This window comes from Quadrisphaera sp. RL12-1S (genome assembly GCF_014270065.1).
Taxonomy (GTDB): domain Bacteria; phylum Actinomycetota; class Actinomycetes; order Actinomycetales; family Quadrisphaeraceae; genus Quadrisphaera.
The window spans coordinates 292,117-314,504 of the sequence record NZ_JACNME010000001.1; the positions used below are offsets into that span (position 1 = coordinate 292,117).

Genomic DNA, 22,388 nt, shown 5'->3' on the forward strand with positions numbered 1-22,388 from the left:
CCCCCGGCCCAGCGGGGTCGGGGGGCACCGGACGGTGCGTCAGCGGCCGTAGCCGCCGATGTCGTACTCCTCGAGCGGGACGGCCTGGCCGGAGCCGGCGCCGAAGTAGCCCTCGTAGTCCGTGTCGTCGTAGCTCGGGATCGCGTACATCGCGGCCTTCGCCTCCTCCGTCGGCTCCACCTTGACGTCGCGGTAGCGCGCCAGGCCGGTGCCCGCCGGGATGAGCTTGCCCAGGATGACGTTCTCCTTGAGGCCCAGCAGCGGGTCGCTGCGCCCGTTGAGGGCGGCCTCGGTGAGCACGCGGGTGGTCTCCTGGAACGACGCCGCGGACAGCCACGACTCCGTCGCCAGGGAGGCCTTGGTGATGCCCATCAGCTCGGGACGACCAGCGGCGGGGGTGCCGCCCTCGGCCACGACGCGGCGGTTCTCCGACTCGAAGCGACCGCGCTCGGCCAGCTCACCGGGCAGCAGCTCGGCGTCGCCGGAGTCGATGATCGTCACGCGGCGCAGCATCTGCCGCACGATGACCTCGATGTGCTTGTCGTGGATGCCCACGCCCTGGCTGCGGTAGACCGACTGCACCTCGTCCACCAGGTGCTTCTGCACCGCGCGGGGACCGAGGATGCGCAGCACCTGCTTCGGGTCGACCGACCCCTGCACGAGCTGCTGCCCGACCTCGACGCGCTGGCCGTCGGCGACCAGCAGGCGCGCGCGCTTGCTGACCAGGTGGGAGACCTCCTCCGAGCCGTCGTCGGGGGTCACCGTGATGCGGCGGGTGCGGTCGGCGTCCTCGATGGACACGCGGCCGACGGCCTCGACGATCGGCGCCTGCCCCTTCGGGGTGCGCGCCTCGAACAGCTCCTGCACGCGCGGGAGGCCGTGCGTGATGTCGCCGCCCTCGGACGCGACACCACCGACGTGGAAGGTGCGCATCGTCAGCTGGGTACCGGGCTCGCCGATGGACTGCGCGGCGATGATGCCGACGGCCTCGCCGATGTCCACGAGCTTGCCGGTGGCGAGCGAGCGGCCGTAGCAGAGCGCGCAGGTGCCGACCTTGGACTCGCAGGTGAGGACCGAGCGGATCTTCACCTCCTCGACCCCGCGGGCGACCAGGGCGTCGATGAGCACGTCGCCGACGTCAGCGCCCGCGTCGGCGAGCACCTCGCCGTCCACCGTGACGGCGGCGGCGAGGGTCCGGGCGTAGACGCTGGTCTCCACCGTGTCGAGCAGGCGCAGCTGGCCGTCCTGCCCGCGGGTGCCGATCGGCAGCGTCAGGCCGCGAGAGGTCCCGCAGTCGTCCTCGCGGACGATGACGTCCTGGGACACGTCCACCAGACGACGGGTCAGGTACCCCGAGTCGGCGGTGCGCAGCGCGGTGTCCGCCAGGCCCTTGCGGGCGCCGTGCGTGGAGATGAAGAACTCCAGCACCGACAGGCCCTCGCGGAAGGAGGACTTCACCGGGCGGGGGATGATCTCGCCGCGGGGGTTCGCCACGAGGCCCTTCATGCCGCCGATCTGGCGCATCTGCATCCAGTTGCCTCGCGCACCCGAAGTGACCATCCGGAAGATGGTGTTCTTCGGGTCGATCGAGGACTCCAGGTCCTCCGCGACGCGGTTGGTGCCGACGGTCCAGATCTCGATGAGCTCCTGGCGGCGCTCGTCGTTGGTGATGAGGCCGGCCTCGTACTGCTGCTGGACCTTCTCGGCCCGGGCCTCGTGCTCCTCCAGGATCGCCTGCTTGTTGTCCGGCGAGACCAGGTCGGAGATGGCGATGGTCGTGCCCGAGCGGGTCGCCCAGTGGAAGCCGGCCGCCTTGAGCGCGTCGAGCGTCGCCGCCACCTGCACCTTCGGGTACCGCTCAGCGAGGTCGTTGACGATCGCCGAGAGCTGCTTCTTGTCCACGACCGCGTCCACGAACCGGTAGTCCGTCGGCAGCGCCTCGTTGAAGAGCGTGCGCCCGAGCGTGGTCTCCAGGACCAGCGGCTCGCCCTGCGCCCACCCCTCGGGGACGGCGGCACCGGCCGGCGGCACGACGCCCTCCAGGCGGATCCGGACGCGGGCGCCCAGGTCCAGCGCCTTCGCGTCGAACGCCATGATCGCCTCGGCGACCGACCCGAACGTGCGACCCTCGCCGGCCCCGCCCTCGACCACGGAGGTGAGGTGGAACAGGCCGATGACCATGTCCTGCGTGGGCATCGTCACCGGGCGACCGTCCGCCGGCTTGAGGATGTTGTTGCTGGAGAGCATGAGCACGCGGGCCTCGGCCTGCGCCTCCGCGCTCAGCGGCAGGTGGACCGCCATCTGGTCACCGTCGAAGTCGGCGTTGAAGGCGCCGCAGACGAGCGGGTGCAGGTGGATGGCCTTGCCCTCGACCAGCTGGGGCTCGAAGGCCTGGATGCCGAGGCGGTGCAGCGTGGGCGCGCGGTTCAGCAGCACCGGGTGCTCGGTGATGACCTCCTCGAGCACGTCCCACACCACCGGGCGGGCGCGCTCGACCATGCGCTTGGCCGACTTGATGTTCTGCGCGTGGTTGAGGTCGACCAGCCGCTTCATGACGAAGGGCTTGAACAGCTCCAGCGCCATGGGCTTCGGCAGGCCGCACTGGTGCAGCTTGAGCTGCGGCCCGACCACGATGACCGAACGGCCCGAGTAGTCGACGCGCTTGCCGAGCAGGTTCTGGCGGAACCGGCCCTGCTTGCCCTTGAGCATGTCGGACAGCGACTTCAGCGGGCGGTTGCCCGGGCCGGTGACCGGGCGTCCGCGACGGCCGTTGTCGAACAGCGCGTCGACGGCTTCCTGCAGCATCCGCTTCTCGTTGTTCACGATGATCTCGGGAGCGCCGAGGTCGAGCAGCCGCTTGAGGCGGTTGTTGCGGTTGATGACGCGGCGGTACAGGTCGTTCAGGTCGGAGGTGGCGAAGCGGCCACCGTCGAGCTGGACCATGGGGCGCAGGTCCGGCGGGATGACCGGGACCGCGTCCAGCACCATGCCGAGCGGCGAGTTGGTGGTGGTGAGGAAGGCCGAGACGACCTTGAGGCGCTTGAGCGCGCGCGTCTTGCGCTGCCCCTTGCCCGTGGCGATGGTCTCGCGCAGCGACTCGGCCTCGGCCTGGAGGTCGAAGGAGGCCAGGCGCTTCTGGATCGCCGCAGCGCCCATGCCGCCCTCGAAGTACAGGCCGTACCGGTCGCGCAGCTCGCGGTAGAGCACCTCGTCGCCCTCGAGGTCGGCGACCTTGAGCTTGGCGAAGCGGTCCCAGACCTGCGTGAGGCGCTCGACCTCGGCGTCCGCGCGGCGGCGGATGGCGTTCATCTCGCGCTCGGCGGACTCGCGCAGGCGACGGCGCACGTCGCCCTTGGCGCCCTCGGCCTCGAGCTCGGCCAGGTCGGCCTCGAGCTTCTGCGCGCGGGCCTCCACGTCGCTGTCGCGACGGTCGGCGACCTGCTTCTTCTCGACCTCCATCTGCGCCTGCAGCGACGGCAGGTCGCGCGAGCGCGACTCGGTGTCGACCCAGGTGATCATGTAGGCGGCGAAGTAGATGACCTTCTCGAGGTCCTTCGGCGCCAGGTCGAGGAGGTACCCGAGGCGGCTCGGGACGCCCTTGAAGTACCAGATGTGCGTCACGGGCGCGGCCAGCTCGATGTGGCCCATCCGCTCACGGCGGACCTTGGCGCGGGTCACCTCGACGCCGCAGCGCTCGCAGATGATGCCCTTGAAGCGGACGCGCTTGTACTTGCCGCAGTAGCACTCCCAGTCCCGGGTGGGACCGAAGATCTTCTCGCAGAAGAGCCCGTCCTTCTCCGGCTTGAGCGTGCGGTAGTTGATGGTCTCTGGCTTCTTGACCTCGCCGTGGCTCCAGGTGCGGATCGAGTCGGCGGTGGCCAGGCCGATGCGGATCTCGTCGAAGAAGTTGACGTCGAGCACGGATGTCCTCTCGGTGGTGCTCAGGGGTGCTCCCTCGGGGGGAGCAGAGCTGGGGTGCTGGGAGAGGGAGGCGCCGGCGCGGCCCCCCAGCGGGGGCCGCGCCGGGTCGAAGGCGGAGGAGGTCGTCAGACCTCTTCCACGCTCGACGGCTCGCGGCGGCTCAGGTCGATGCCGAGCTCCTCCGCGGCGCGGAAGACGTCGTCGTCGGTCTCCCGCATCTCGATGCTCGTGCCGTCGCTGGAGAGGATCTCCACGTTCAGGCAGAGCGACTGCATCTCCTTGATGAGCACCTTGAAGGACTCGGGGATGCCCGGCTCGGGGATGTTCTCGCCCTTGACGACGGCCTCGTAGACCTTCACGCGCCCCAGCACGTCGTCGGACTTGATGGTGAGCAGCTCCTGCAGCGCGTAGGCCGCGCCGTACGCCTCGAGCGCCCACACCTCCATCTCGCCGAACCGCTGGCCGCCGAACTGGGCCTTACCACCCAGGGGCTGCTGCGTGATCATGGAGTAGGGGCCGGTCGAGCGGGCGTGGATCTTGTCGTCGACCAGGTGGTGGAGCTTGAGGATGTACATGTAGCCGACCGAGACCGGGTACGGGAACGGCTCGCCGGAGCGCCCGTCGAACATCCGCGCCTTGCCCGACTCGTCCACCAGCCGCTCACCGTCGCGGGTGAGCGTCGTGCAGCCGAGCAGCCCGGTGATCTCGTTCTCCGAGACGCCGTCGAAGACCGGGGAGGCCACCGGCGTGTTCGGGGCGACCTCGCGGGCCACCTCCGGGATGCGAGCGGCCCACTCGGGGTCGCCCTCGATCTTCCAGCCCTGCTTCGCGATCCAGCCGAGGTGCAGCTCGAGGACCTGGCCGACGTTCATGCGGCCGGGCACGCCCAGCGGGTTCAGCACGATGTCGACGGGGGTGCCGTCCTCGAGGAACGGCATGTCCTCGACGGGGAGGATCTTCGAGATGACGCCCTTGTTGCCGTGACGGCCCGCGAGCTTGTCACCGTCGGTGATCTTGCGCTTCTGCGCCACGTACACGCGCACCAGCTGGTTCACGCCCGGGGGCAGCTCGTCGCCGTCCTCCCGGTCGAAGACCTTGACGCCGATGACCGTGCCGGACTCGCCGTGGGGCACCTTGAGGGAGGTGTCGCGGACCTCGCGGGCCTTCTCGCCGAAGATGGCGCGCAGCAGGCGCTCCTCGGGGGTGAGCTCGGTCTCGCCCTTGGGCGTGACCTTGCCGACGAGGATGTCGCCCGGGACGACCTCGGCGCCGATGCGGATGATGCCGCGCTCGTCCAGGTCGGCGAGGACGTCCTCCGCGACGTTCGGGATGTCCCGGGTGATCTCCTCCGGGCCCAGCTTGGTGTCGCGGGCGTCGACCTCGTGCTCCTCGATGTGGATCGAGCTCAGGACGTCGTCCTGGACGATCCGCTGGGAGAGGATGATCGCGTCCTCGTAGTTGTGGCCCTCCCACGGCATGAACGCCACGAGGAGGTTGCGGCCCAGGGCCAGCTCGCCCTGGTCCGTCGAGGGACCGTCCGCCAGCACGGTGCCGGCCTCGACGTGGGTGCCCTCGACGGCCAGCACGCGCTGGTTGTAGGAGGTGCCCTGGTTCGAGCGGCGGAACTTCGCGAGCCGGTAGGTCGACGTGGTGCCGTCGTCGTTGGCGACGGTGACCAGGTCGGCGCTCACGGAGGTCACGGCGCCGGGCTTCTCGGCGACGATCACGTCACCGGCGTCCACCGCCGCGTGCAGCTCCATGCCGGTGCCCACCAGCGGCGCCTCGGCGCGGACCAGCGGCACGGCCTGGCGCTGCATGTTCGAGCCCATGAGCGCGCGGTTGGCGTCGTCGTGCTCGAGGAACGGGATCATCGCGGTGGCGACGGACACCATCTGGCGCGGCGAGACGTCCATGTAGTCGACCTCGGCGGCCGGCACGAACTCGGCCTCGCCGCCCTTGGCGCGCACCAGGACGCGGGCCTCGGTGAACTCCTGGCGCTCCCCCAGCGGGGCGTTCGCCTGGGCGATGACGTGCTCGTCCTCCTCGTCAGCGGTGAGGTAGTGCACCTCGTCGCTGACCACGCCGTCGACGACGCGCCGGTAGGGCGTCTCGACGAAGCCGAACGGGTTGATGCGCCCGTAGCTCGACAGCGACCCGATCAGGCCGATGTTCGGGCCCTCGGGGGTCTCGATCGGGCACATGCGGCCGTAGTGCGACGGGTGGACGTCGCGGACGTCCATGCCGGCGCGGTCGCGGCTCAGACCACCCGGGCCCAGGGCGCTCAGGCGGCGCTTGTGCGTCAGACCCGCCAGCGGGTTGGTCTGGTCCATGAACTGGCTCAGCTGGCTCGTCCCGAAGAACTCCTTGATGGAGGCCACGACGGGACGGATGTTGATGAGCGTCTGGGGCGTGATCGCCTCGACGTCCTGGGTGGTCATGCGCTCGCGCACGACGCGCTCCATCCGGCTCAGGCCCGTGCGGACCTGGTTCTGGATGAGCTCGCCGACGGCGCGCAGGCGGCGGTTGCCGAAGTGGTCGATGTCGTCGACCTCGACGCGGATGTCGGCCTCGGCCCCCGCACGGGTGCCCTTCATCGTGCTCTGGCCGGCGTGCAGCGTGACCAGGAAGCGGATGGTGGCGACGACGTCCTCGACGCGCAGCGTCCCCGCGGTCAGGGGCTCCTCGAGCCCGAGCTTGCGGTTCAGCTTGTAGCGACCGACCTTGGCCAGGTCGTAGCGCTTCGGGTTGAAGTAGAGGTTGTCCAGGAGGGTCTGGGCGGCCTCCTTCGTCGGCGGCTCGCCCGGGCGCAGCTTGCGGTAGATGTCGAGCAGCGCGTCGTCCTGGCCGGTGGTGGAGTCCTTCTCGAGCGTCGCCCGCATGGACTCGAACTGGCCGAACTCCTCGAGGATCTGCGCGTCGGTCCAGCCGAGGGCCTTGAGGAGGACGGTGACGGACTGCTTGCGCTTGCGGTCGACGCGGACGCCGACCATGTCGCGCTTGTCGACCTCGAACTCGAGCCACGCGCCGCGGCTGGGGATGACCTTCGCCGAGTAGACGTCCTTGTCGGAGGTCTTGTCGATGGTGTGCTCGAAGTAGACGCCCGGGGAGCGCACGAGCTGCGACACGACGACGCGCTCGGTGCCGTTGATGACGAAGGTGCCGCGGGGGGTCATGAGCGGGAAGTCACCCATGAAGACCGTCTGGCTCTTGATCTCACCGGTGGTGGCGTTCATGAACTCGGCCGTCACGAACAGCGGCGCGGCGTAGGTCATGTCCCGCTCCTTGCACTCCTCCAGGGAGTACTTGGGCGGCTCGAAGCGGTGGTCGCGGAAGCTCAGCGACATGGACCCCGAGAAGTCCTCGATCGGGGAGATCTCCTCGAAGATGTCCTCAAGGCCGGAGGTGCTGGGCACCTCGCCCTCCTTGGAGGCGGCGGCGACGCGCTCGCGCCAGCGCTCGTTGCCGAGGAGCCAGTCGAAGCTCTCGGTCTGCAGGGCCAGGAGGTCGGGGACGTCGAGCGGCTCGCGGATCTTCGCGAACGACACACGGCGGGCTGTCGAGGTGGAACCGTTGGAGCTGGGGCGGAGCGAGGTGCGCGAGGCGACCAAGAGGAGTCCTTCCACGGGCCTGCGGACGGTGCGGGCGCATGCCAGCGAACCCCTATCCGGTGGTGACCGGCGTCAGGGCATGCAGGAGTGTGCGCAAGGGGCTAGCGTACTCTTCCACCCCGCACAAGTCCAGCCGCCGTCACCAGTGCTCCCAGGGCGCTCCAGCCCCGACCCGACTCCGTCGTCGGTCTCCTCGCGGCAGGCGCTGCGCACCGACCCCGGCGACGACGATGGTGCCCCCGCTCATGCCGCGCGTCAAGCAGGCTCGCCCACGGCGAGGCGGCGGGACCGAGGGCCGCACCCCCCGCGACCGCCGGCGCACCCCGCTGGACTCCCGGCGCTGAGCCGTCGGGCACCCGCCAGGACGCGGCAGCGGCGCCGGCCCCTCGGGGCCGGCGCCGCTGCGCGGGTGGTGCTGGGGCCCGGGTCACCGCTGGGGCGCCCGGACCGGTCTCACTTGACGGAGACGGTGGCGCCAGCGCCCTCGAGCTGGGCCTTGGCCTTCTCGGCGGCGTCCTTGGCGACCTTCTCCAGGACGGGCTTGGGGGCGCCGTCCACGAGGTCCTTGGCCTCCTTCAGGCCGAGGCTCGTGAGGGCGCGCACCTCCTTGATGACCTGGATCTTCTTGTCGCCGGCAGCCTCGAGGATGACGTCGAACTCGGACTGCTCCTCGACCTCCTCGGCGGCCGCGCCACCAGCGGCGCCACCAGCGGCGGCGACGGCGACGGGGGCGGCGGCGGTGACCTCGAAGACCTCCTCGAACTTCTTCACGAAGTCCGAGAGCTCGATGAGGGTCATCTCCTTGAAGGCGTCGAGCAGCTCGTCAGCAGAAAGCTTGGCCATGGTGGCTCTCCTCTTCCATCAGCAGATCGGTGTCAGCAGCGGCGCGCGGTCGCGCAGCCGGGGTGGTGCAGGGGCGAGGGGCGGTGCCCTCAGGCCTCGTCGGCCGCAGGAGCGGCCTCGTCGGCGGCCGGCGCAGCGGCCTCGGCCGGGGAGCCGGCCTCGACCTTGGCGCGCAGGGCGTCGACGGTGCGGGCGGCCTTCGACAGCGGCGCGTTGAAGACGTACGCGGCGCGGTTGAGGGAGCCCTTGAGCGCGCCGGCCATCTTGGCCAGCAGGACCTCGCGGGGCTCGAGGTCGGCCAGCGCCGTGACCTCGGCCGCGGTCAGCGGCTTGCCCTCGAGGAAGCCGGACTTGATGACCAGCTGCGGGTTGCCCTTGGCGAACGCGCGCAGGCCCTTGGCGGCCTCCACCGGGTCACCGGTGATGAACGCGATGGCCGTCGGTCCGGCCAGCTGGCCCTCGAACGCGTCGACGCCGGCGTTCTTGGCGGCGATCGCGGTCAGGGTGTTCTTGACCACGTTGTAGCTGCCGTGGTCGCCGATCGCGCGGCGCAGCTCCTTGAGCTGCGCGACGGTCAGGCCGCGGTACTCGGTGAGCACGCCGGCGTTGGCCTCGCGGAAGAGCTCGGTGAGCTCGGCGACGGCTGCTTCCTTCTCAGCGGTGGGCACGATCCTCCTTCCGGGGGTGCGTGTCAGTGGTGCGGCGGGCCGCTCCCCCGGTGTCCCGGAGGTCCGACCCGGCCGCCGGCTGGTCCCGGCCCGCAGACGACGAGAGCCCCGGCGCCAGGCGCACGGGGCTCGCAGGACCCTCGCACCGTGCTCGCGCACGGACGGACTGTCCTCGGTTCTCGCTCACCTGCGCTGGACTCCCGCTCTGCGGGACCTTCGGCTGCTCCTGGTCAACAGGGCGCAGCGACCGGCGGTCTTCGGTGGCTCCAGTCTACACGACCCGAGGCGCGGCCCTGACCAGCGCTGCGCCTGACGACGACCCCGGCGACGGCGAAGGCCCCCGCCCCGGCAGCGCCGGGACGGGGGCCTTCGACCTGCGGTGCGTCAGGCCGTGGCGGCAGCGGCGTCCTCGAGGAGGTTGCGGGTGCGCGCCGGGTCCACGGGGATGCCGGGGCCCATCGTCGTCGCGATGGTCGCCTTGGAGATGTAGCGGCCCTTCGAGGCGGCGGGCTTGAGGCGCAGGACCTCGTCGAGGGCAGCCGCGTAGTTCTCCACGAGCGAGGCCTCGGGGAAGGAGGCCTTGCCGATGATGAAGTGGAGGTTGGAGTGCTTGTCGACGCGGAACTCGATCTTGCCGCCCTTGATGTCCGTCACGGCCTTGGCGACGTCCATCGTCACCGTGCCGGTCTTCGGGTTGGGCATGAGGCCGCGCGGACCGAGCACGCGGCCCAGGCGACCGACCTTGCCCATGAGGTCCGGCGTCGCCACGGCGGCGTCGAAGTCGAGGAAGCCCCCGGCCACTCGCTCGATGAGCTCGTCACCGCCGACGATGTCGGCGCCGGCCGCCTCGGCGGCCGCAGCGCGCGGGCCCACGGCGAAGACCAGCACGCGGGCGGTCTTGCCGGTGCCGTGCGGCAGGTTGACGGTGCCGCGGACCATCTGGTCGGCCTTGCGCGGGTCCACGCCCAGGCGGAACGCCACCTCGACGGTCGCGTCGTACTTGGTGACCGAGGTCTCCTTGGCCAGCTTCACGGCCTCGAGGGGGCTGTGGAGGACGTCGCGGTCGATCTTCTCGGCGGCGGCGCGGTAGGCCTTGCTGTGCTTCACGGTGCTCTCTCCTCTGTGGTCAGGCGGACCGGGGCGATCCCGGCCCTCCCACGACTGCGGTGCGCCGCGCGGACGCCCTCACGGGGTGCGCGGCGGTGGTGCTGGGGGCTGCTCAGCCCTGGACGGTGATGCCCATGGACCGGGCGGTGCCGGCGATGATCTTCGAGGCGGCCTCGACGTCGTTGGCGTTGAGGTCCTGCATCTTCTGCTCGGCGATGGCGCGCACCTGGGCCTCGGTCAGGGAGGCGACCTTGGTGGTGTGCGGCGTCGGGGAGCCCTTGGCCACACCGGCGGCCTTCTTGATGAGCTCGGCAGCCGGCGGGGTCTTGAGGATGAACGTGAACGAGCGGTCCTCGTACACGGTGATCTCGACCGGCACGACGTTGCCGCGCTGCGACTCGGTCGCGGCGTTGTACGCCTTGCAGAACTCCATGATGTTCACGCCGTGCTGGCCCAGCGCGGGGCCGATCGGCGGGGCCGGGGTGGCGGCGCCGGCGTTGATCTGGAGCTTGATGAGTCCGGAGACCCGCTTCTTGGGGGGCATGGCTCTTCTCTACCTCGTGGTCATGGCGTCGTGGTGGCTGGTCGCCTCAGGCCGGGCAGGCCTGGTGGCGGCCGGTCAGATCTTGGCGACCTGGCCGAAGGACAGCTCGACCGGCGTCTCCCGGCCGAAGATGGAGACCAGCACCTGCAGCGTGCGCCGATCGGTGTTGATCTCGGAGATCGTGGCGGGCATCGTCTCGAAGGGGCCCTCCATGACGGTGACCGACTCGCCCACCTCGAAGTCGACCTCGGTGGCGGGAGCCGCCTTGGCCGAGGACTTGGCGCCCTCCTTCGGCTGCAGCGCCGGGGCGAGCATCGAGAACACCTCGTCGGTGCTCAGCGGCACCGGCTGGTGGGTGTTGCCGACGAAGCCGGTGACGCCCGGGGTGTGGCGGACCGCGCCCCAGGACTCGTTGGTGAGGTCCATCCGGACCAGCACGTAGCCCGGGATGCGCACGCGGCGCACGAGCTTCGGCTGCCCGTTCTTGATCTCCCGGACCTCCTCCATCGGGACCTCGACCTGGAAGATGTAGTCCTCCATGTTGAGGCTGCCGATGCGGTTCTCGAGGTTGCTCTTCACGCGGTTCTCGTAGCCCGCGTAGGAGTGGATCACGAACCAGTCGCCGGGAGCGCGGCGCAGCTGCGTCTTGAACTCCTCGACGGGGTCGACCTCGTCCTCGTCGTCCTCGCCCTGCTCCTGCGCTGCGGCACCGGCCTCCGCACCGGCCTCCGCGGCGGCGTCGTCGGCGGACTCGGACGAGGGCTCCTCGACGGCGTCCTGCTCCTGCTCGGCGGCTGCCGCGCCGTCCACCTCGAGGGCCTCGTCGGCGTCGGCGTCGAAGGTCTCGGTGGAGTCGTAGGACTGCTGGGACACGATGGGGGGGCCTGCTTCCTGTCTGCGGGTGCTGCTGGTGCCGGGACGCGGTGTGGTGGGCGGCTCAGCTGCCGCCGAGCACCCAGAGCACGAGGCGCCCGAAGCCGAGGTCCAGCAGGGACACGTACGTCATGACGACCGCGACGAACACCAGCACGACGGAGGTGTAGGTCACGAGCTCGTCGCGGGTGGGGTAGACCACCTTCTTGAGCTCGCCGACCACCTCGCGCAGGAACACGAGCAGGCGGGCGAGGGGGCCCCCGCGGCGACGGGTCGCCGCGGCAGCACCCGAGGCGCTGCCCGGCTGGGTGTCCGTCACGTCGGTCGCACCTCCTCGGCCGGCGTGCGCCGGCGCTCCGCTGTGGTCGTGATGCTGCTGGTCGAGCCGGTGCCCACCAGGTCGTCCCTCGTCGCAGGGCAGGCGGGACTCGAACCCGCAACCGCCGGTTTTGGAGACCGGTGCGCTACCAATTGCGCCACTACCCTTCGGTGGCCCGCTCCGCCGCGCTGGACCCGGACCTGTCGGAGCGTCCGGACGCGGGCAGCACACGACCACCGGCCCGCAAGCATACCTTTCGTCAAGGGTGGGTGTGACCGAGCACGGACTCCTGCGAGAGGATCGCTGCTGTGAGCGCCGCCTCCGCCACCCAGCCAGCCCAGCCGACCGGCCCGCAGCGCCGCGTCTCCGCCCGCCTCTCCGCCATCGCGGAGTCGGCCACGCTCGCCGTGGACGCCAAGGCCAAGGCGCTCAAGGCGCAGGGGCGACCCGTCATCGGCTTCGGCGCGGGTGAGCCCGACTTCCCCACCCCGGCCGACGTCGTCGAGGTGGCCGCCGCGGCGTGCCGCGACCCGCGGAACCACCGCTACACGCCGGCCGGCGGCCTGCCGGAGATGAAGGCCGCCGTGGTCGCGAAGACCCGGCGCGACTCCGGCTACGAGGTGGCCCCGGAGCAGGTGCTCGTGACGAACGGCGGCAAGCAGGCCGTGTACACCGCGTTCGCCGCGCTGTGCGACCCCGGCGACGAGGTGATCCTCCCGGCGCCCTACTGGACCACCTACCCCGAGGCCGTCCGCCTGGCGGGCGGGGTGCCGGTGGAGGTCTTCGCCGGGGAGGACCAGGGCTACCTCGTCACCGTGGAGCAGCTCGAGGCCGCGCGCACGCCCCGCACCAAGGTCCTGCTGTTCTGCTCGCCGTCCAACCCGACCGGCGCGGTCTACGACGAGGCGCAGGTCCGCGCCATCGGCGAGTGGGCGCTGGAGCACGGCGTGTGGGTGGTCACCGACGAGATCTACGAGCACCTCCTCTACGACGGCGCCACGGCGCCGTCGCTGCCCGTCGTGGTCCCCGAGCTCGCCGACACCACGCTGGTCCTCAACGGCGTGGCCAAGACCTACGCCATGACCGGCTGGCGCGTGGGGTGGCTCATCGGCCCGCGCGACGTGGTGAAGGCCGGGACCAACCTGCAGAGCCACCTGACCAGCAACGTCGCCGACGTGTCCCAGCGCGCGGCGGTCGCGGCGCTGACGGGGTCCCTGGACGCCGTCGCGACGATGCGCGAGGCCTTCGACCGGCGGCGCCGCACGATGGTGGAGATGCTGTCGGCGATCGACGGCGTCGACTGCCCCACCCCGCGCGGGGCCTTCTACGCCTACCCGTCGGTGAAGGGCCTGCTCGGGCGCTCCATCCGCGGTCGCGTGCCCACCACCAGCGCCGAGCTGGCCACCCTGCTGCTGGAGGAGGCCGAGGTGGCGGTCGTCCCGGGCGAGGCCTTCGGCCCGAGCGGGTACCTGCGGCTGTCGTACGCGCTCGGCGACGAGGACCTGGTGGAGGGCGTCAGCCGCATCCAGAGGGTGCTGGGCGAGGCCCGCTGACCGCGCTCACCCGGCGGCGGGCCTGCGCAGGCCCGCCGCCACCGCCACCGCGCTGAGGACCACCAGACCCGCGACGCCGAGCAGGAGCACCGCGGCGGGCGCCGCTCCCGCCGCCAGCGAGAGCGCCTCGGGCAGCAGGAACCCCAGGTAGGTGGCGCTGTAGTACCAGCCGGTGAGGGCGCCGAGGTCGCGGGAGGTCGCCATCGCCTGCACCTCCACGAGCCCGGCCACCAGCACCACGCCGTACGCGAGGCCCAGCACCGCCGCGGCCAGCAGCGCGAGCGGCACCGACGGCGACGCAGCGACGAGGGCGGTCAGCAGCGCGCCGACCAGCGCGGCCGCGAGCCCCACGAGCAGCTGCCTGCCGCCGGTGAGGGTGCCGAGCCGCGGCACCCAGGGCTGCACGAGCGCGCCGAGCGCCAGGCCCACCACGCACAGCAGCGCCGCGGTCGCGATGGCCAGCCCACCCGTCCGTCCGGCGACGAGCGCCGGCGTCACGGCGTAGGCGAGGGCGGCCGCGCCGAACACCCAGGGGGCCGCCGGCAGGACCACCCCCAGGAAGCGGGCCCGGGCCCGCGGGGGCACGCGCAGGTCCGCCAGCAGCCCGGACGGCGACGGGCGGCCCCCCGCCGCGCGCGCGCGTGCCGGACGCGTCTCCGGCGCCCGCAGGAGGGGCACCAGGGACAGCAGCGCCAGCGTCGACTGCACCGCGTAGGGGAGCACGGTCGGGACGGGCCCCCACTGCGCGAGCGCCCCGGAGACCCCGGCGCCGAGCCCGAAGCCCGCGGTGAGCACCAGTGCCGCCCGCCGGGCCCGGCGGGCGGGGTCCGCGCCGTCCTCGAAGGGCTCGGCCGACAGCTCCTTGACCCACGACGTGCCCACCACCATGGCCGCCGCCACGCTCAGGCCGGCCAGGAACCGCCCGGCGCACATGAGGACCACCCCGCCGGAGCCCACGGCCAGCACCGCGCTGGCAGCCATGCCGAGCACCACCGCCACCACCGTGGGCCGCTTGCGCCCGACGAGGTCCGACAGCGGCCCGGCCAGGAGGAAGCCGGGAACGAGCCCCACCACGTAGAAGCCGAAGAACAGGTCCACCACCACGGCGGAGTAGCCCTCCACCTGTCGGTAGAGCAGCAGCAGCGGCGTGAAGTGGTTGCCGCCCCAGGCGCACGCCAGCAGCGCGGGCGCGACGAGTCGCCAGGGACGCCCCCCGGAAGCCGCCGCGACGCCGTCCGCCCCGGTCCGGGGCCCCTGGGAGCTCAGAGGGAGCAGCCGACGAGCTCGGGCTCCGGCGCGAGCTCCACGCCGAAGCGCTCCCGGACGCCGTCGCGGACGGCGCGCGCCACCGCGAGCACGTCCGCGGCGCTGGCGCCCCCGCGGTTGGTGACCGCCAGGGTGTGCTTGGTGGACAGCGAGGCCCGGGGAGCGACCGGGTCCAGCCCGTACCCGCGCCCGAAGCCCGCCCGCTCCACGAGCCAGGCGGCCGAGGTCTTCACCAGGCCGCTGGCCGGGTCGGGGTGGCGCGGTGCGTCCGGCGGGAGGGCGTCCGCCCGCTCGGCGGAGAGCAGCGGGTTGGTGAAGAAGGAGCCCGTGGACCAGGTGTCGTGGTCGGCCTCGTCGAGCACCATGCCCTTGCGCCGCCGCAGCGCGAGCACCGCCTCCCGGACCTCGGCGAGCGGACGCCGCTCCCCCGGGCCGGTCCCCAGCCGCTCGGCGAGCTCGGCGTACCGCACCGGGGCGGCGAGGTCGTTGACGGGCAGCTGCAGGACGACGTCGAGGATGACGTACCGACCGGGCTCGTCCTTGAAGAGCGAGTCGCGGTAGCGCAGGCGGCAGTTCGAGGCGGGGATGGTGCGCAGCCGTCCGTCCTTGCGGTCCCACGTCTGCACGCTGGCGAGCACGTCCGACAGCTGCTGGCCGTAGGCCCCGACGTTCTGCACCGGAGTCGCGCCGACAGTGCCGGGGATGCCGGACAGGCACTCCACGCCGGACCAGCCGCTGGCCACGGCGCGGGCCACGAGGGCGTCCCAGTCCTCCCCGGCGTCGACGTGGAGGAAGGCCCCCCCGCACCAGTCCCCCGACTCGAGCTCCACGCCCGTGGTGCGGACGACGACGACGGTGCCGTCGAAGCCGTCGTCCCCGACGACGAGGTTGGAGCCGCCCCCGACGACGAGCACGGGCTCCCCCGCGGCGTCGGCGGCGCTGACGGCGTCCACGACCTGCCGGCGGGTGGTCGCGACGACCGTGCGGGCCGCCGGCCCCCCGACGCGCAGGGTGGTGAGGTCGGCGAGGCGGACGGGACCGGGCGCGGAGCCCTGCTCCCCGGCGGTGGAGGTCACCGCAGCAGGCTAGGCGGTGCCCGCTGCGGCGTCGCGGCGCTCGTGCCCGGCGGGCTGGGGGCCGGCCGCCGGGCGCGCCACGCGGCTGACCAGGAGCGAGGGCACCGCCACGAGGGCCACGACGAGCAGCGCGTCGAGGACGCCCACGTGCTGGCCGAGGAACCCGAGCAGGGGCGGGCCCGCCAGGAAGGCGGTGTAGCCGATGGTGGTGACCACGCTGACCCGGACGGCGGCGCTGCGCGGGTCGTCAGCGGCGGCGCTGATGCCTACCGGGAACCCGAGCGCGGCCCCGGCGCCCCACAGGACCGCGCCGACCAGGGCGAGCGGCAGCCACTCGCCGAACACCACCAGCAGCGCCCCGGTGGCTCCGAGGCCGGTGGTCGCGCGCAGGACGGGCACACGGCCCCAGCGGTCCAGGGCCCACTGGCCGGCCAGGCGGGCCGCGGTCATGGCGGCGAGGAAGACCGCGAAGCCGACGGCGCCGACGGCGGCGGACGCGCCGTAGCCGTCGACGAGGGCGATGGCCATCCAGTCGTTGGCGGTGCCCTCGGTGAAGGCGGCGGAGAGCACGAGGACGCCGATGAGCAGCGTGCGCGGCTCGCGCCAGGCGCCCAGCGCGCTCAGCCGCCCCGGCTCGCCGGCGGTCACCGCGGGATCGGCGGTGGTGCCCTGGGCCGCGGAGGCGGCGTGCTCCGCTCCGGCGGCTCCCGGAGCCGGCCCGTCCTCGGGCAGGAACCGGCCGCTGGACCACCACAGGAGGGCCAGCGAGACCACGACGACGCCTGCCGCGTGCACCCAGACCGGCACGCCGCCCCAGGCCATGAGCGCGCCGACCCCCGCCGACAGCACCGTGCCCCCGCTGAAGCCGGCGTGGAAGGCCGGCATGATCGCGCGCCCGAGGTGCTGCTCGACCAGGGCGCCCTCGAGGTTCATGCCCACGTCCCAGGCGCCGATCCCGACGCCCATGAAGACCATGCCCACCACCGTGAGCGGCACCGAGTGCAGGGCGGACGCGGCGAACGAGGCCCACGCCAGCCCGCCCAGCCCGAGGACCGTGGCGAGCCGCACCAGGCGCGTGGTGCCGATGCGGGCGGCCAGGGGTCCCGCGGTGGGCAGCGCGGTGACCGAGCCGACGGCGATGCAGAGCAGGAGCAGGCCGAGCTGGGCCTGGGACAGCCCGAGGTCGTCACGGGTGGTCGGCAGCCGGGAGGCCCAGGTGGCGAAGGCGATGCCGTTGAGGGCGAAGACGACGAAGACGGCGGTGCGCGCGGCACGGACGGGAGCGGGCGGCGCGCCGCGGCGGGTGGGCCCGGCGCCGACGCCGGCGGCCGAGGGGGTGGTGGACACGGGGGGCTCCAGCGCAGGGGGCCGGCGACGTCGCGTCCCGCCCAGGATCGAATCGATTCGATGACTAGGCTCGCACCGTGCGGGAGGCAGGTCAAGGCGGCGCGGGCGCGCCCGACGAGGCGGTCGCGGCGGACCGCACCAGCGGTCGCCGGGCGCGCCCCACCCTCAAGCAGGTGGCGGCGCGCGCCGGCGTGTCCACCTCGACGGCGTCGCTGGCCTTCTCAGGAGACGCCCGTGTGGCGCCCGCGACGCGCCAGCGCGTGGCCGCCGCCGCCACCGAGCTCGGCTACGCCGGGCCGGACCCGCTGGCGCGCTCGCTGAGGCGCGGGCGCTCGCGCGTGGTCGGCGTCGTCGTGGGAGACCGCCTGGGCTACGCCTTCGCCGACCCGCTGGCCGTCGTGCAGCTGGACGCCCTGGCCGACGAGGTCGGGGCCCTCGGCGCGGGCCTGCTGCTCATCGGCGGCGTCGAGGACGACCCGGCGCGCCTCGCCGTGGTCGAGCAGACCCCGCTGGACGCCGTCGTCTTCGCGACCTGCGGCGGCGACGACGACCCCGCGCTGGACCTCCTGCTGCGCCGGCGGGTGCCGGTGGTGGGCGTCGAGGGCCCCTACCGGGACGGCGTGCACCTGGTCGACCTCGACAACCGCGGAGCGGCCCGGCAGGTGGCGCAGCACCTGGACGGCCTCGGGCACGCGGCTGCGGCCGTGGTGGCGCTGCCGTGGGGCCCCCACCGCCGGCGGGGCTGGCTGGAGGGCTCCCGCCGGGGCTCGCGCGGCTACAACGACGCCTGGGAGCGCCTGGCGGGCACCGAGGACGTCCTGCGCGGCGCCGGCGCACCCGCGCTGCCCGCCTGGGAGGCGGCCACGAACTCCCGGGAGGAGGGTGAGGCCGCGGCGCGGGCCCTCCTCTGCGACGACGGCGGCGCGCTGCTGCCGGCCCACCGCCGCCCGACCGCCGTCGTCGCGCAGTCGGACCTGCTGGCCGTCGGCGTGGTCCAGGCCGCTCGGGCCCTGGGCCTGGGGGTCCCGGGGGACCTGTCCGTGACGGGGTACGACGGCGTGGAGACGCCGTGGCTGGGCGAGGACCGGCTGACCACCGTCAGGCAGCCCGCGGCGGAGCGGGGCCGGCGGGCCGGGCAGATGGTGGCCGATCTCCTGTCCGGCGGCACGCCGGACCCGGTGCAGCTGCCGGTGGAGCTGGTGGTGGGGACGACGACGGGCCCCGCCCCGCGCTGACCTCGTCCGCGCTCAGGCGGGCAGGCGGACCACGGCGCGGGCGCGACCGAGCACGCGGGTACCGCCGCAGGTCGCGGCGATGTCGACCCTGGCGGTGCCGGCCTCGGCGTCCACGGCGCCCACCGACGCGGTCACCTCGAGGTCGGCTCCGGCCTCGGCGTCCACGGGGACCTGCCCGGTGAAGCGCGTGCCGTAGTCGACGACGGCCCCCGGGTCTCCCGCCCAGTCGACGACGACGCGGACGGCGGCACCCATGGTCAGCATCCCGTGGGCGATCACGCCCGGCAGGCCCACGGAGCGCGCCACCTCGTCGGAGGCGTGGATGGGGTTGTGGTCGCCGCTGGCGTCCGCGTAGCGGAGCAGGTCCGCGCGCGTCAGGTGGACGGTCGTGGAGCCGACGACGTCCCCCACGGACACCTCGGAGAGCTTCGGTGCGCTCACCGGCCCCTCACTCCCCCCGCACGACGAGCATGGACGTGGACGTGCAGACCGGCTCTCCGTCGACGGTGGTGATCTCGTTGCGCGTGGTCACCAGGTCGTTGCCGGCCATGCGGCGGACGGACTCCACGGTCAGCGCCGCCACCAGGCGGTCTCCGGCGACGGCCGGGCGGTGGTGCGTGAACCGCTGCTCGCCGTGCACGACGCGGGAGAAGTCGACGCCGGAGGCCGGGTCCTCCACGAAGCGGGCGTCGCTGGACTGGGCGAGGCCGACCAGGAAGGTCGGCGGGGCGACCACGTCCGCGTGGCCGAGGGCCCTGGCGGCGTCGACGTCGACGTGGGCGGGGTGCGTGGCCCCCGTGGCCTCGGCGAACGCAGCGATGGCCGCCCGGGTCACCTCGTAGGTGTCTCCGGGCGGCCACGTGCGGCCGACCTGGTCGGCGGGGTTCGGCACGGCGATCGCGTCAGCCGGGCAGCACCGGGGTGCGGCCGGTCAGCGTCAGCGGGTCTCGCGGTGGGTGGTGTGGCGGCCGTCGCGCGGGCAGAACTTCTTCATCTCCAGGCGGTCCGGGTCGTTGCGCCGGTTCTTCTTGGTGATGTAGTTCCGCTCCTTGCACTCGGTGCACGCGAGCGTGATCTTCGGCCGGACGTCGGTCGACTTGCTGGCCACGGCAGGCCGTCCTCTCACATCTTCGACAGCCGTCCGCATCGGGTGCGGCGGCACGGGTTCGGCGCAGCAGTCTACGCGGCGCCAGGACTGGTCTGGACCAGTCGGCCCCCGGGGGCGACGTGCTGCGCGTAGCGGGAGAGGGACTCGAACCCTCGACCTCACGATTATGAGTCGTGCGCTCTCGCCGACTGAGCTACCCCGCCAGGGGGGCTGGCCCGCTGCTCTCGCCGCTGACCAGCCGTGGAGCCCCGATAGGGAATCGAACCCTAGACCTTCTCCTTACCATGGAGACGCTCTGCCGACTGAGCTATCGGGGCCGGCGACCGCGAGCCTACACGGCCTCCGGGGGAGGACCGCGCAGACCCGCGGACTCGCGTGGCAGGTGCAGGATTCGAACCTGCGAAGGCATTGCCGGCTGATTTACAGTCAGCTCCCATTGGCCGCTCGGGCAACCTGCCGCGGCTGCCTACGATAGCAAGCCCTCCGCCGGGTGCGGTGCAGTCCCCTCCGCGGGGCGCGCCCCCGCGCGCGTGGACCCCACCGACCAGCACGAGCAAGCCCGCAGGAGGCACCCCCGTGGCCAGCGAGTCGTCGTTCGACGTCGTCAGCAAGATCGACCGCCAGGAGGTCGACAACGCGCTGAACCAGGCGGCCAAGGAGATCGCCCAGCGCTACGACTTCAAGGGCACCGGCGCCTCGGTGGACTGGAGCGGCACCGAGGTGATCGCCATGAGCGCCAACAGCGAGGAGCGCGTCAAGGCCGTCCTGGACGTGCTGCAGACCAAGCTCATCAAGCGCGGCGTGTCCCTCAAGGCGCTCGACGCCGGAGAGCCCCGCGTCTCCGGCAAGGAGTACCGGCTCGACGCCACCCTCAAGGAGGGGCTGAGCCAGGAGGACGCCAAGAAGATCGGCAAGATCGTCCGGGACGAGGGCCCCAAGGGCGTCAAGACGCAGGTGACCGGGGACGAGCTGCGCGTCTCGGCGAAGAGCCGTGACGACCTCCAGGCGGTCATCGCACTCCTCAAGGGCGCCGACCTCGACGTCGCCCTGCAGTTCGTCAACTACCGCTGACGACCCGGCTGGCGGCCCGGCTGACGACCCGGCCCGCTGCCGGTGCGGCTCAGGCGTCGCCGCGCGCCCCGCGCGCGGCGACCGCCAGCACGAGCGCACCGACGGCGGCGGCGAGCGCCGCGCCGGCCACCACGGTGCCGACGGCCCAGGCGGGACCAGCCGCCACCGGGGGGACGGCCACCAGTCGGGAGGCCGCCGCGGCGGGGAGGAGCTGGTCCACGACCGCGCCCCAGCCCGACCGCGGCACCACCAGGCCGAGGACCGGCTCGGCCACGAGCGGCCAGGCCACCACGGCGGCCACCGCGACGACCGCGCTGCGCAGCAGCGACGCCAGCGCCATGCCGGCCAGTCCCTGCAGCACCACGACCGCGGCGTAGCCGAGCAGCGGGAGGGCCAGGACGACAGGTCGCGGCGCCTGCGCCACCAGCTCCTGACCCGGCCAGAGGAGCACCAGGACCGCTGCCGCCACGAGCGCGGTGACGGCGAGGACGGCGGACCAGGCCGTCACCACCAGCACCCGGGCCGCCAGGAGCGCGCCGCGACGCGGCACGACCACCAGCGCGGACCTCTCGGCGCCGTGACGCGCGTCTGCGGCCACCACGAGGGCGCCGGCGAGGGCGGCGAGGGCCCCCACGACCGACAGCCCCGAGGCGCTCCCCCCGGTGAGGGCGTCCAGCAGTCCCCCGCGCCCGAGGTCGGTGCGCTGGTCGAGCGCGCAGAGCGCGGCGGCGCCCGCGGCGCCCGCCGCCACGGCGGCGACGAGCAGGACGGCGGTGGAGCGGACGGTGCGCAGGCGCACCGCCTCGAGCCGCAGGGCGGCCGCGAGGGCGGCGAACGGGCTCATGCGGTCACCGCCGGTGCCCCGGGGGCTGCGGGCGGCGCGGCGTCGGGGACGGGCTGCGCGTCGAGCGCGGGCTGGGAGGGCTGAGCGGTCCTGCCGGGACCGCGCCGGGTGCCGACCAGCGCGGTCTCGGGCAGCTCGAGGGACTGCAGGGCGGCGTCGAGGTCGGCTCCGCGCAGGGAGAGCTCGTGGAGCGCCACCCCCTCCGCGCGCGCCACCTCGCCGACGGCCGCCATGTCCAGCCCGCTGACCACCAGGGCGCCGTCGGGCAGCGGGTCGACCGAGCCGCCCCAGCGCAGCACGGCGGCCGCGAGCAGCCCGGGGTCGCTGGCCCGCACGAGGACGGAGCTACCGGCACCGGCCAGCAGCTCGGCGGCCGGTCCGCGGGCGGCGAGGCGGCCGCGGCGCAGCACCACGAGCGCGTCCGCGCAGCCGAGGACGTCAGCGGCGCGCGTCGCGGCGAGCAGCACGCTGCCGCCGGCCTCGGCGTGGCGCCGGACCAGCTGCTGCAGCCACCCGCGGTCGTCGTCGTCGAGCCCGGCGAAGGGGTCGTCCAGGAGGAGCGCACGAGGGCGCCCCAGGAGGGCGCCCGCCACGGCCAGGCGCTGCGCGGCGCCGCGGCGGAAGGCCGCGGGGCGCAGCCCCTGCGCCCCCACGAGGCCCACGCGCTCGAGGACCTCGCCGACGCGGCGGCGGGGCACGCCGGCCCCGGCGGCCAGCGCCCTCAGGTGGCCGCCGGCGGTGCGGCCGGGGTGCACGGCGCGCGCGTCCAGCGCCACCCCGACGGCGTGCGCCGGGCGGGGCAGCGCCGCGAACGGGACGCCGTCGAAGAGGACGAGGCCGCTGCCGCGGTCCAGCCCGACGGCGAGCCGCAGGACCGTCGTCTTGCCCGCCCCGGCGGGTCCCAGGAGGCCGGTGACGGCTCCGTCGGGCACGGTGAAGGACAGGTCGTCGACGGCGAGGCGGCTGCCGTGGCGCTTGCTCAGCGCGAGGGCCTCGATCACCGCT

At 73.5% G+C, this 22,388-nt stretch carries 19 protein-coding genes and 4 tRNA genes; 3 read left to right on the plus strand and 20 right to left on the minus strand.

Annotated features, from left to right (window positions below):
* Positions 1–39: 39 nt before the first annotated feature.
* The 9 genes from H7K62_RS01335 to H7K62_RS01375 form a co-directional block, all read right to left on the minus strand.
* On the minus strand, positions 40–3,921 hold the full coding sequence (locus H7K62_RS01335) for a DNA-directed RNA polymerase subunit beta' (RefSeq protein ID WP_186715642.1): 3,882 nt from the start codon (positions 3,919–3,921) through the stop codon (positions 40–42).
* A gap of 125 nt (positions 3,922–4,046) precedes the next feature.
* A complete protein-coding gene (gene rpoB, locus H7K62_RS01340; RefSeq protein WP_186716481.1) occupies positions 4,047–7,529 on the minus strand; it encodes a DNA-directed RNA polymerase subunit beta in 3,483 nt (1,160 codons plus the stop codon).
* A gap of 453 nt (positions 7,530–7,982) precedes the next feature.
* A complete protein-coding gene (gene rplL, locus H7K62_RS01345) occupies positions 7,983–8,372 on the minus strand; it encodes a 50S ribosomal protein L7/L12 (RefSeq protein WP_139710069.1) in 390 nt (129 codons plus the stop codon).
* Between the two features lie 89 nt (positions 8,373–8,461).
* Positions 8,462–9,040: a 50S ribosomal protein L10 gene (gene rplJ, locus H7K62_RS01350; RefSeq protein ID WP_186715643.1), complete on the minus strand. Its 579-nt coding sequence runs from the start codon at positions 9,038–9,040 to the stop codon at positions 8,462–8,464.
* A 384-nt stretch (positions 9,041–9,424) separates the two neighbouring features.
* A complete protein-coding gene (gene rplA, locus H7K62_RS01355; RefSeq protein ID WP_186715645.1) occupies positions 9,425–10,147 on the minus strand; it encodes a 50S ribosomal protein L1 in 723 nt (240 codons plus the stop codon).
* Between the two features lie 112 nt (positions 10,148–10,259).
* Positions 10,260–10,691: a 50S ribosomal protein L11 gene (gene rplK / locus H7K62_RS01360; RefSeq protein ID WP_186715647.1), complete on the minus strand. Its 432-nt coding sequence runs from the start codon at positions 10,689–10,691 to the stop codon at positions 10,260–10,262.
* 75 nt (positions 10,692–10,766) lie between these two features.
* Positions 10,767–11,564, minus strand: a complete 798-nt coding sequence (gene nusG, locus H7K62_RS01365) for a transcription termination/antitermination protein NusG (protein WP_186715649.1) — start codon at positions 11,562–11,564, stop codon at positions 10,767–10,769.
* 64 nt (positions 11,565–11,628) lie between these two features.
* The gene (secE, locus tag H7K62_RS01370; RefSeq protein ID WP_186715651.1) at positions 11,629–11,883 is read right to left on the minus strand and encodes a preprotein translocase subunit SecE; all 255 of its coding nucleotides are present in this window, start codon (positions 11,881–11,883) and stop codon (positions 11,629–11,631) included.
* A gap of 94 nt (positions 11,884–11,977) precedes the next feature.
* A tRNA-Trp gene (locus H7K62_RS01375) sits at positions 11,978–12,050 on the minus strand.
* Between the two features lie 141 nt (positions 12,051–12,191).
* On the opposite strand from H7K62_RS01375, the gene H7K62_RS01380 reads away from it, so the two are divergent.
* Positions 12,192–13,436 carry a pyridoxal phosphate-dependent aminotransferase gene (locus H7K62_RS01380; protein WP_186715653.1) on the plus strand — a complete coding sequence of 415 codons (1,245 nt, stop codon included), beginning with the start codon at positions 12,192–12,194 and terminating at the stop codon, positions 13,434–13,436.
* 6 nt (positions 13,437–13,442) lie between these two features.
* Here H7K62_RS01380 and H7K62_RS01385 read toward each other — a convergent pair whose 3' ends face one another.
* Genes H7K62_RS01385 through H7K62_RS01395 form a run of 3 tightly spaced genes read right to left on the minus strand, consistent with a single transcriptional unit; the run spans position 13,443 to position 17,125 of the window.
* Positions 13,443–14,702: an MFS transporter gene (locus H7K62_RS01385; protein WP_370591591.1), complete on the minus strand. Its 1,260-nt coding sequence runs from the start codon at positions 14,700–14,702 to the stop codon at positions 13,443–13,445.
* A complete protein-coding gene (locus H7K62_RS01390; RefSeq protein ID WP_186715655.1) occupies positions 14,699–15,778 on the minus strand; it encodes a UDP-N-acetylmuramate dehydrogenase in 1,080 nt (359 codons plus the stop codon). The genes H7K62_RS01385 and H7K62_RS01390 overlap by 4 nt, the downstream gene beginning before the upstream one ends.
* Before the next feature lie 9 nt (positions 15,779–15,787).
* On the minus strand, positions 15,788–17,125 hold the full coding sequence (locus tag H7K62_RS01395; protein ID WP_222436868.1) for an MFS transporter: 1,338 nt from the start codon (positions 17,123–17,125) through the stop codon (positions 15,788–15,790).
* Positions 17,126–17,202: 77 nt separating this feature from the next.
* On the opposite strand from H7K62_RS01395, the gene H7K62_RS01400 reads away from it, so the two are divergent.
* Positions 17,203–18,360, plus strand: coding sequence for a LacI family DNA-binding transcriptional regulator (locus H7K62_RS01400; RefSeq protein WP_186715657.1), 1,158 nt, complete (start codon positions 17,203–17,205; stop codon positions 18,358–18,360).
* A gap of 12 nt (positions 18,361–18,372) precedes the next feature.
* Here H7K62_RS01400 and H7K62_RS01405 read toward each other — a convergent pair whose 3' ends face one another.
* The 6 genes from H7K62_RS01405 to H7K62_RS01430 form a co-directional block, all read right to left on the minus strand.
* Entirely contained in the window at positions 18,373–18,801 is a 429-nt protein-coding gene (locus H7K62_RS01405; RefSeq protein ID WP_186715659.1) for a MaoC/PaaZ C-terminal domain-containing protein, read from the minus strand.
* A 7-nt stretch (positions 18,802–18,808) separates the two neighbouring features.
* Positions 18,809–19,252, minus strand: a complete 444-nt coding sequence (locus tag H7K62_RS01410) for an FAS1-like dehydratase domain-containing protein (RefSeq protein WP_186715661.1) — start codon at positions 19,250–19,252, stop codon at positions 18,809–18,811.
* Positions 19,253–19,297: 45 nt separating this feature from the next.
* Positions 19,298–19,468 (minus strand): 50S ribosomal protein L33, encoded by a 171-nt coding sequence (rpmG, locus tag H7K62_RS01415; protein ID WP_109773109.1) that lies wholly within the window; start codon positions 19,466–19,468, stop codon positions 19,298–19,300.
* A gap of 129 nt (positions 19,469–19,597) precedes the next feature.
* Positions 19,598–19,671, minus strand: a tRNA-Met gene (locus H7K62_RS01420).
* 38 nt (positions 19,672–19,709) lie between these two features.
* A tRNA-Thr gene (locus H7K62_RS01425) sits at positions 19,710–19,785 on the minus strand.
* Between the two features lie 59 nt (positions 19,786–19,844).
* Positions 19,845–19,926: transfer RNA gene (locus H7K62_RS01430), tRNA-Tyr, on the minus strand.
* A gap of 118 nt (positions 19,927–20,044) precedes the next feature.
* Here H7K62_RS01430 and H7K62_RS01435 point away from each other — a divergent pair.
* Positions 20,045–20,539: a YajQ family cyclic di-GMP-binding protein gene (locus tag H7K62_RS01435; RefSeq protein ID WP_186715665.1), complete on the plus strand. Its 495-nt coding sequence runs from the start codon at positions 20,045–20,047 to the stop codon at positions 20,537–20,539.
* Positions 20,540–20,588: 49 nt separating this feature from the next.
* Here H7K62_RS01435 and H7K62_RS01440 read toward each other — a convergent pair whose 3' ends face one another.
* Positions 20,589–21,383 (minus strand): hypothetical protein, encoded by a 795-nt coding sequence (locus tag H7K62_RS01440; protein WP_186715667.1) that lies wholly within the window; start codon positions 21,381–21,383, stop codon positions 20,589–20,591.
* On the minus strand, positions 21,380–22,384 hold the full coding sequence (locus tag H7K62_RS01445; RefSeq protein WP_186715674.1) for an ATP-binding cassette domain-containing protein: 1,005 nt from the start codon (positions 22,382–22,384) through the stop codon (positions 21,380–21,382). Before H7K62_RS01445 ends, H7K62_RS01440 begins: the two co-directional genes overlap by 4 nt.
* Positions 22,385–22,388: the final 4 nt, after the last annotated feature.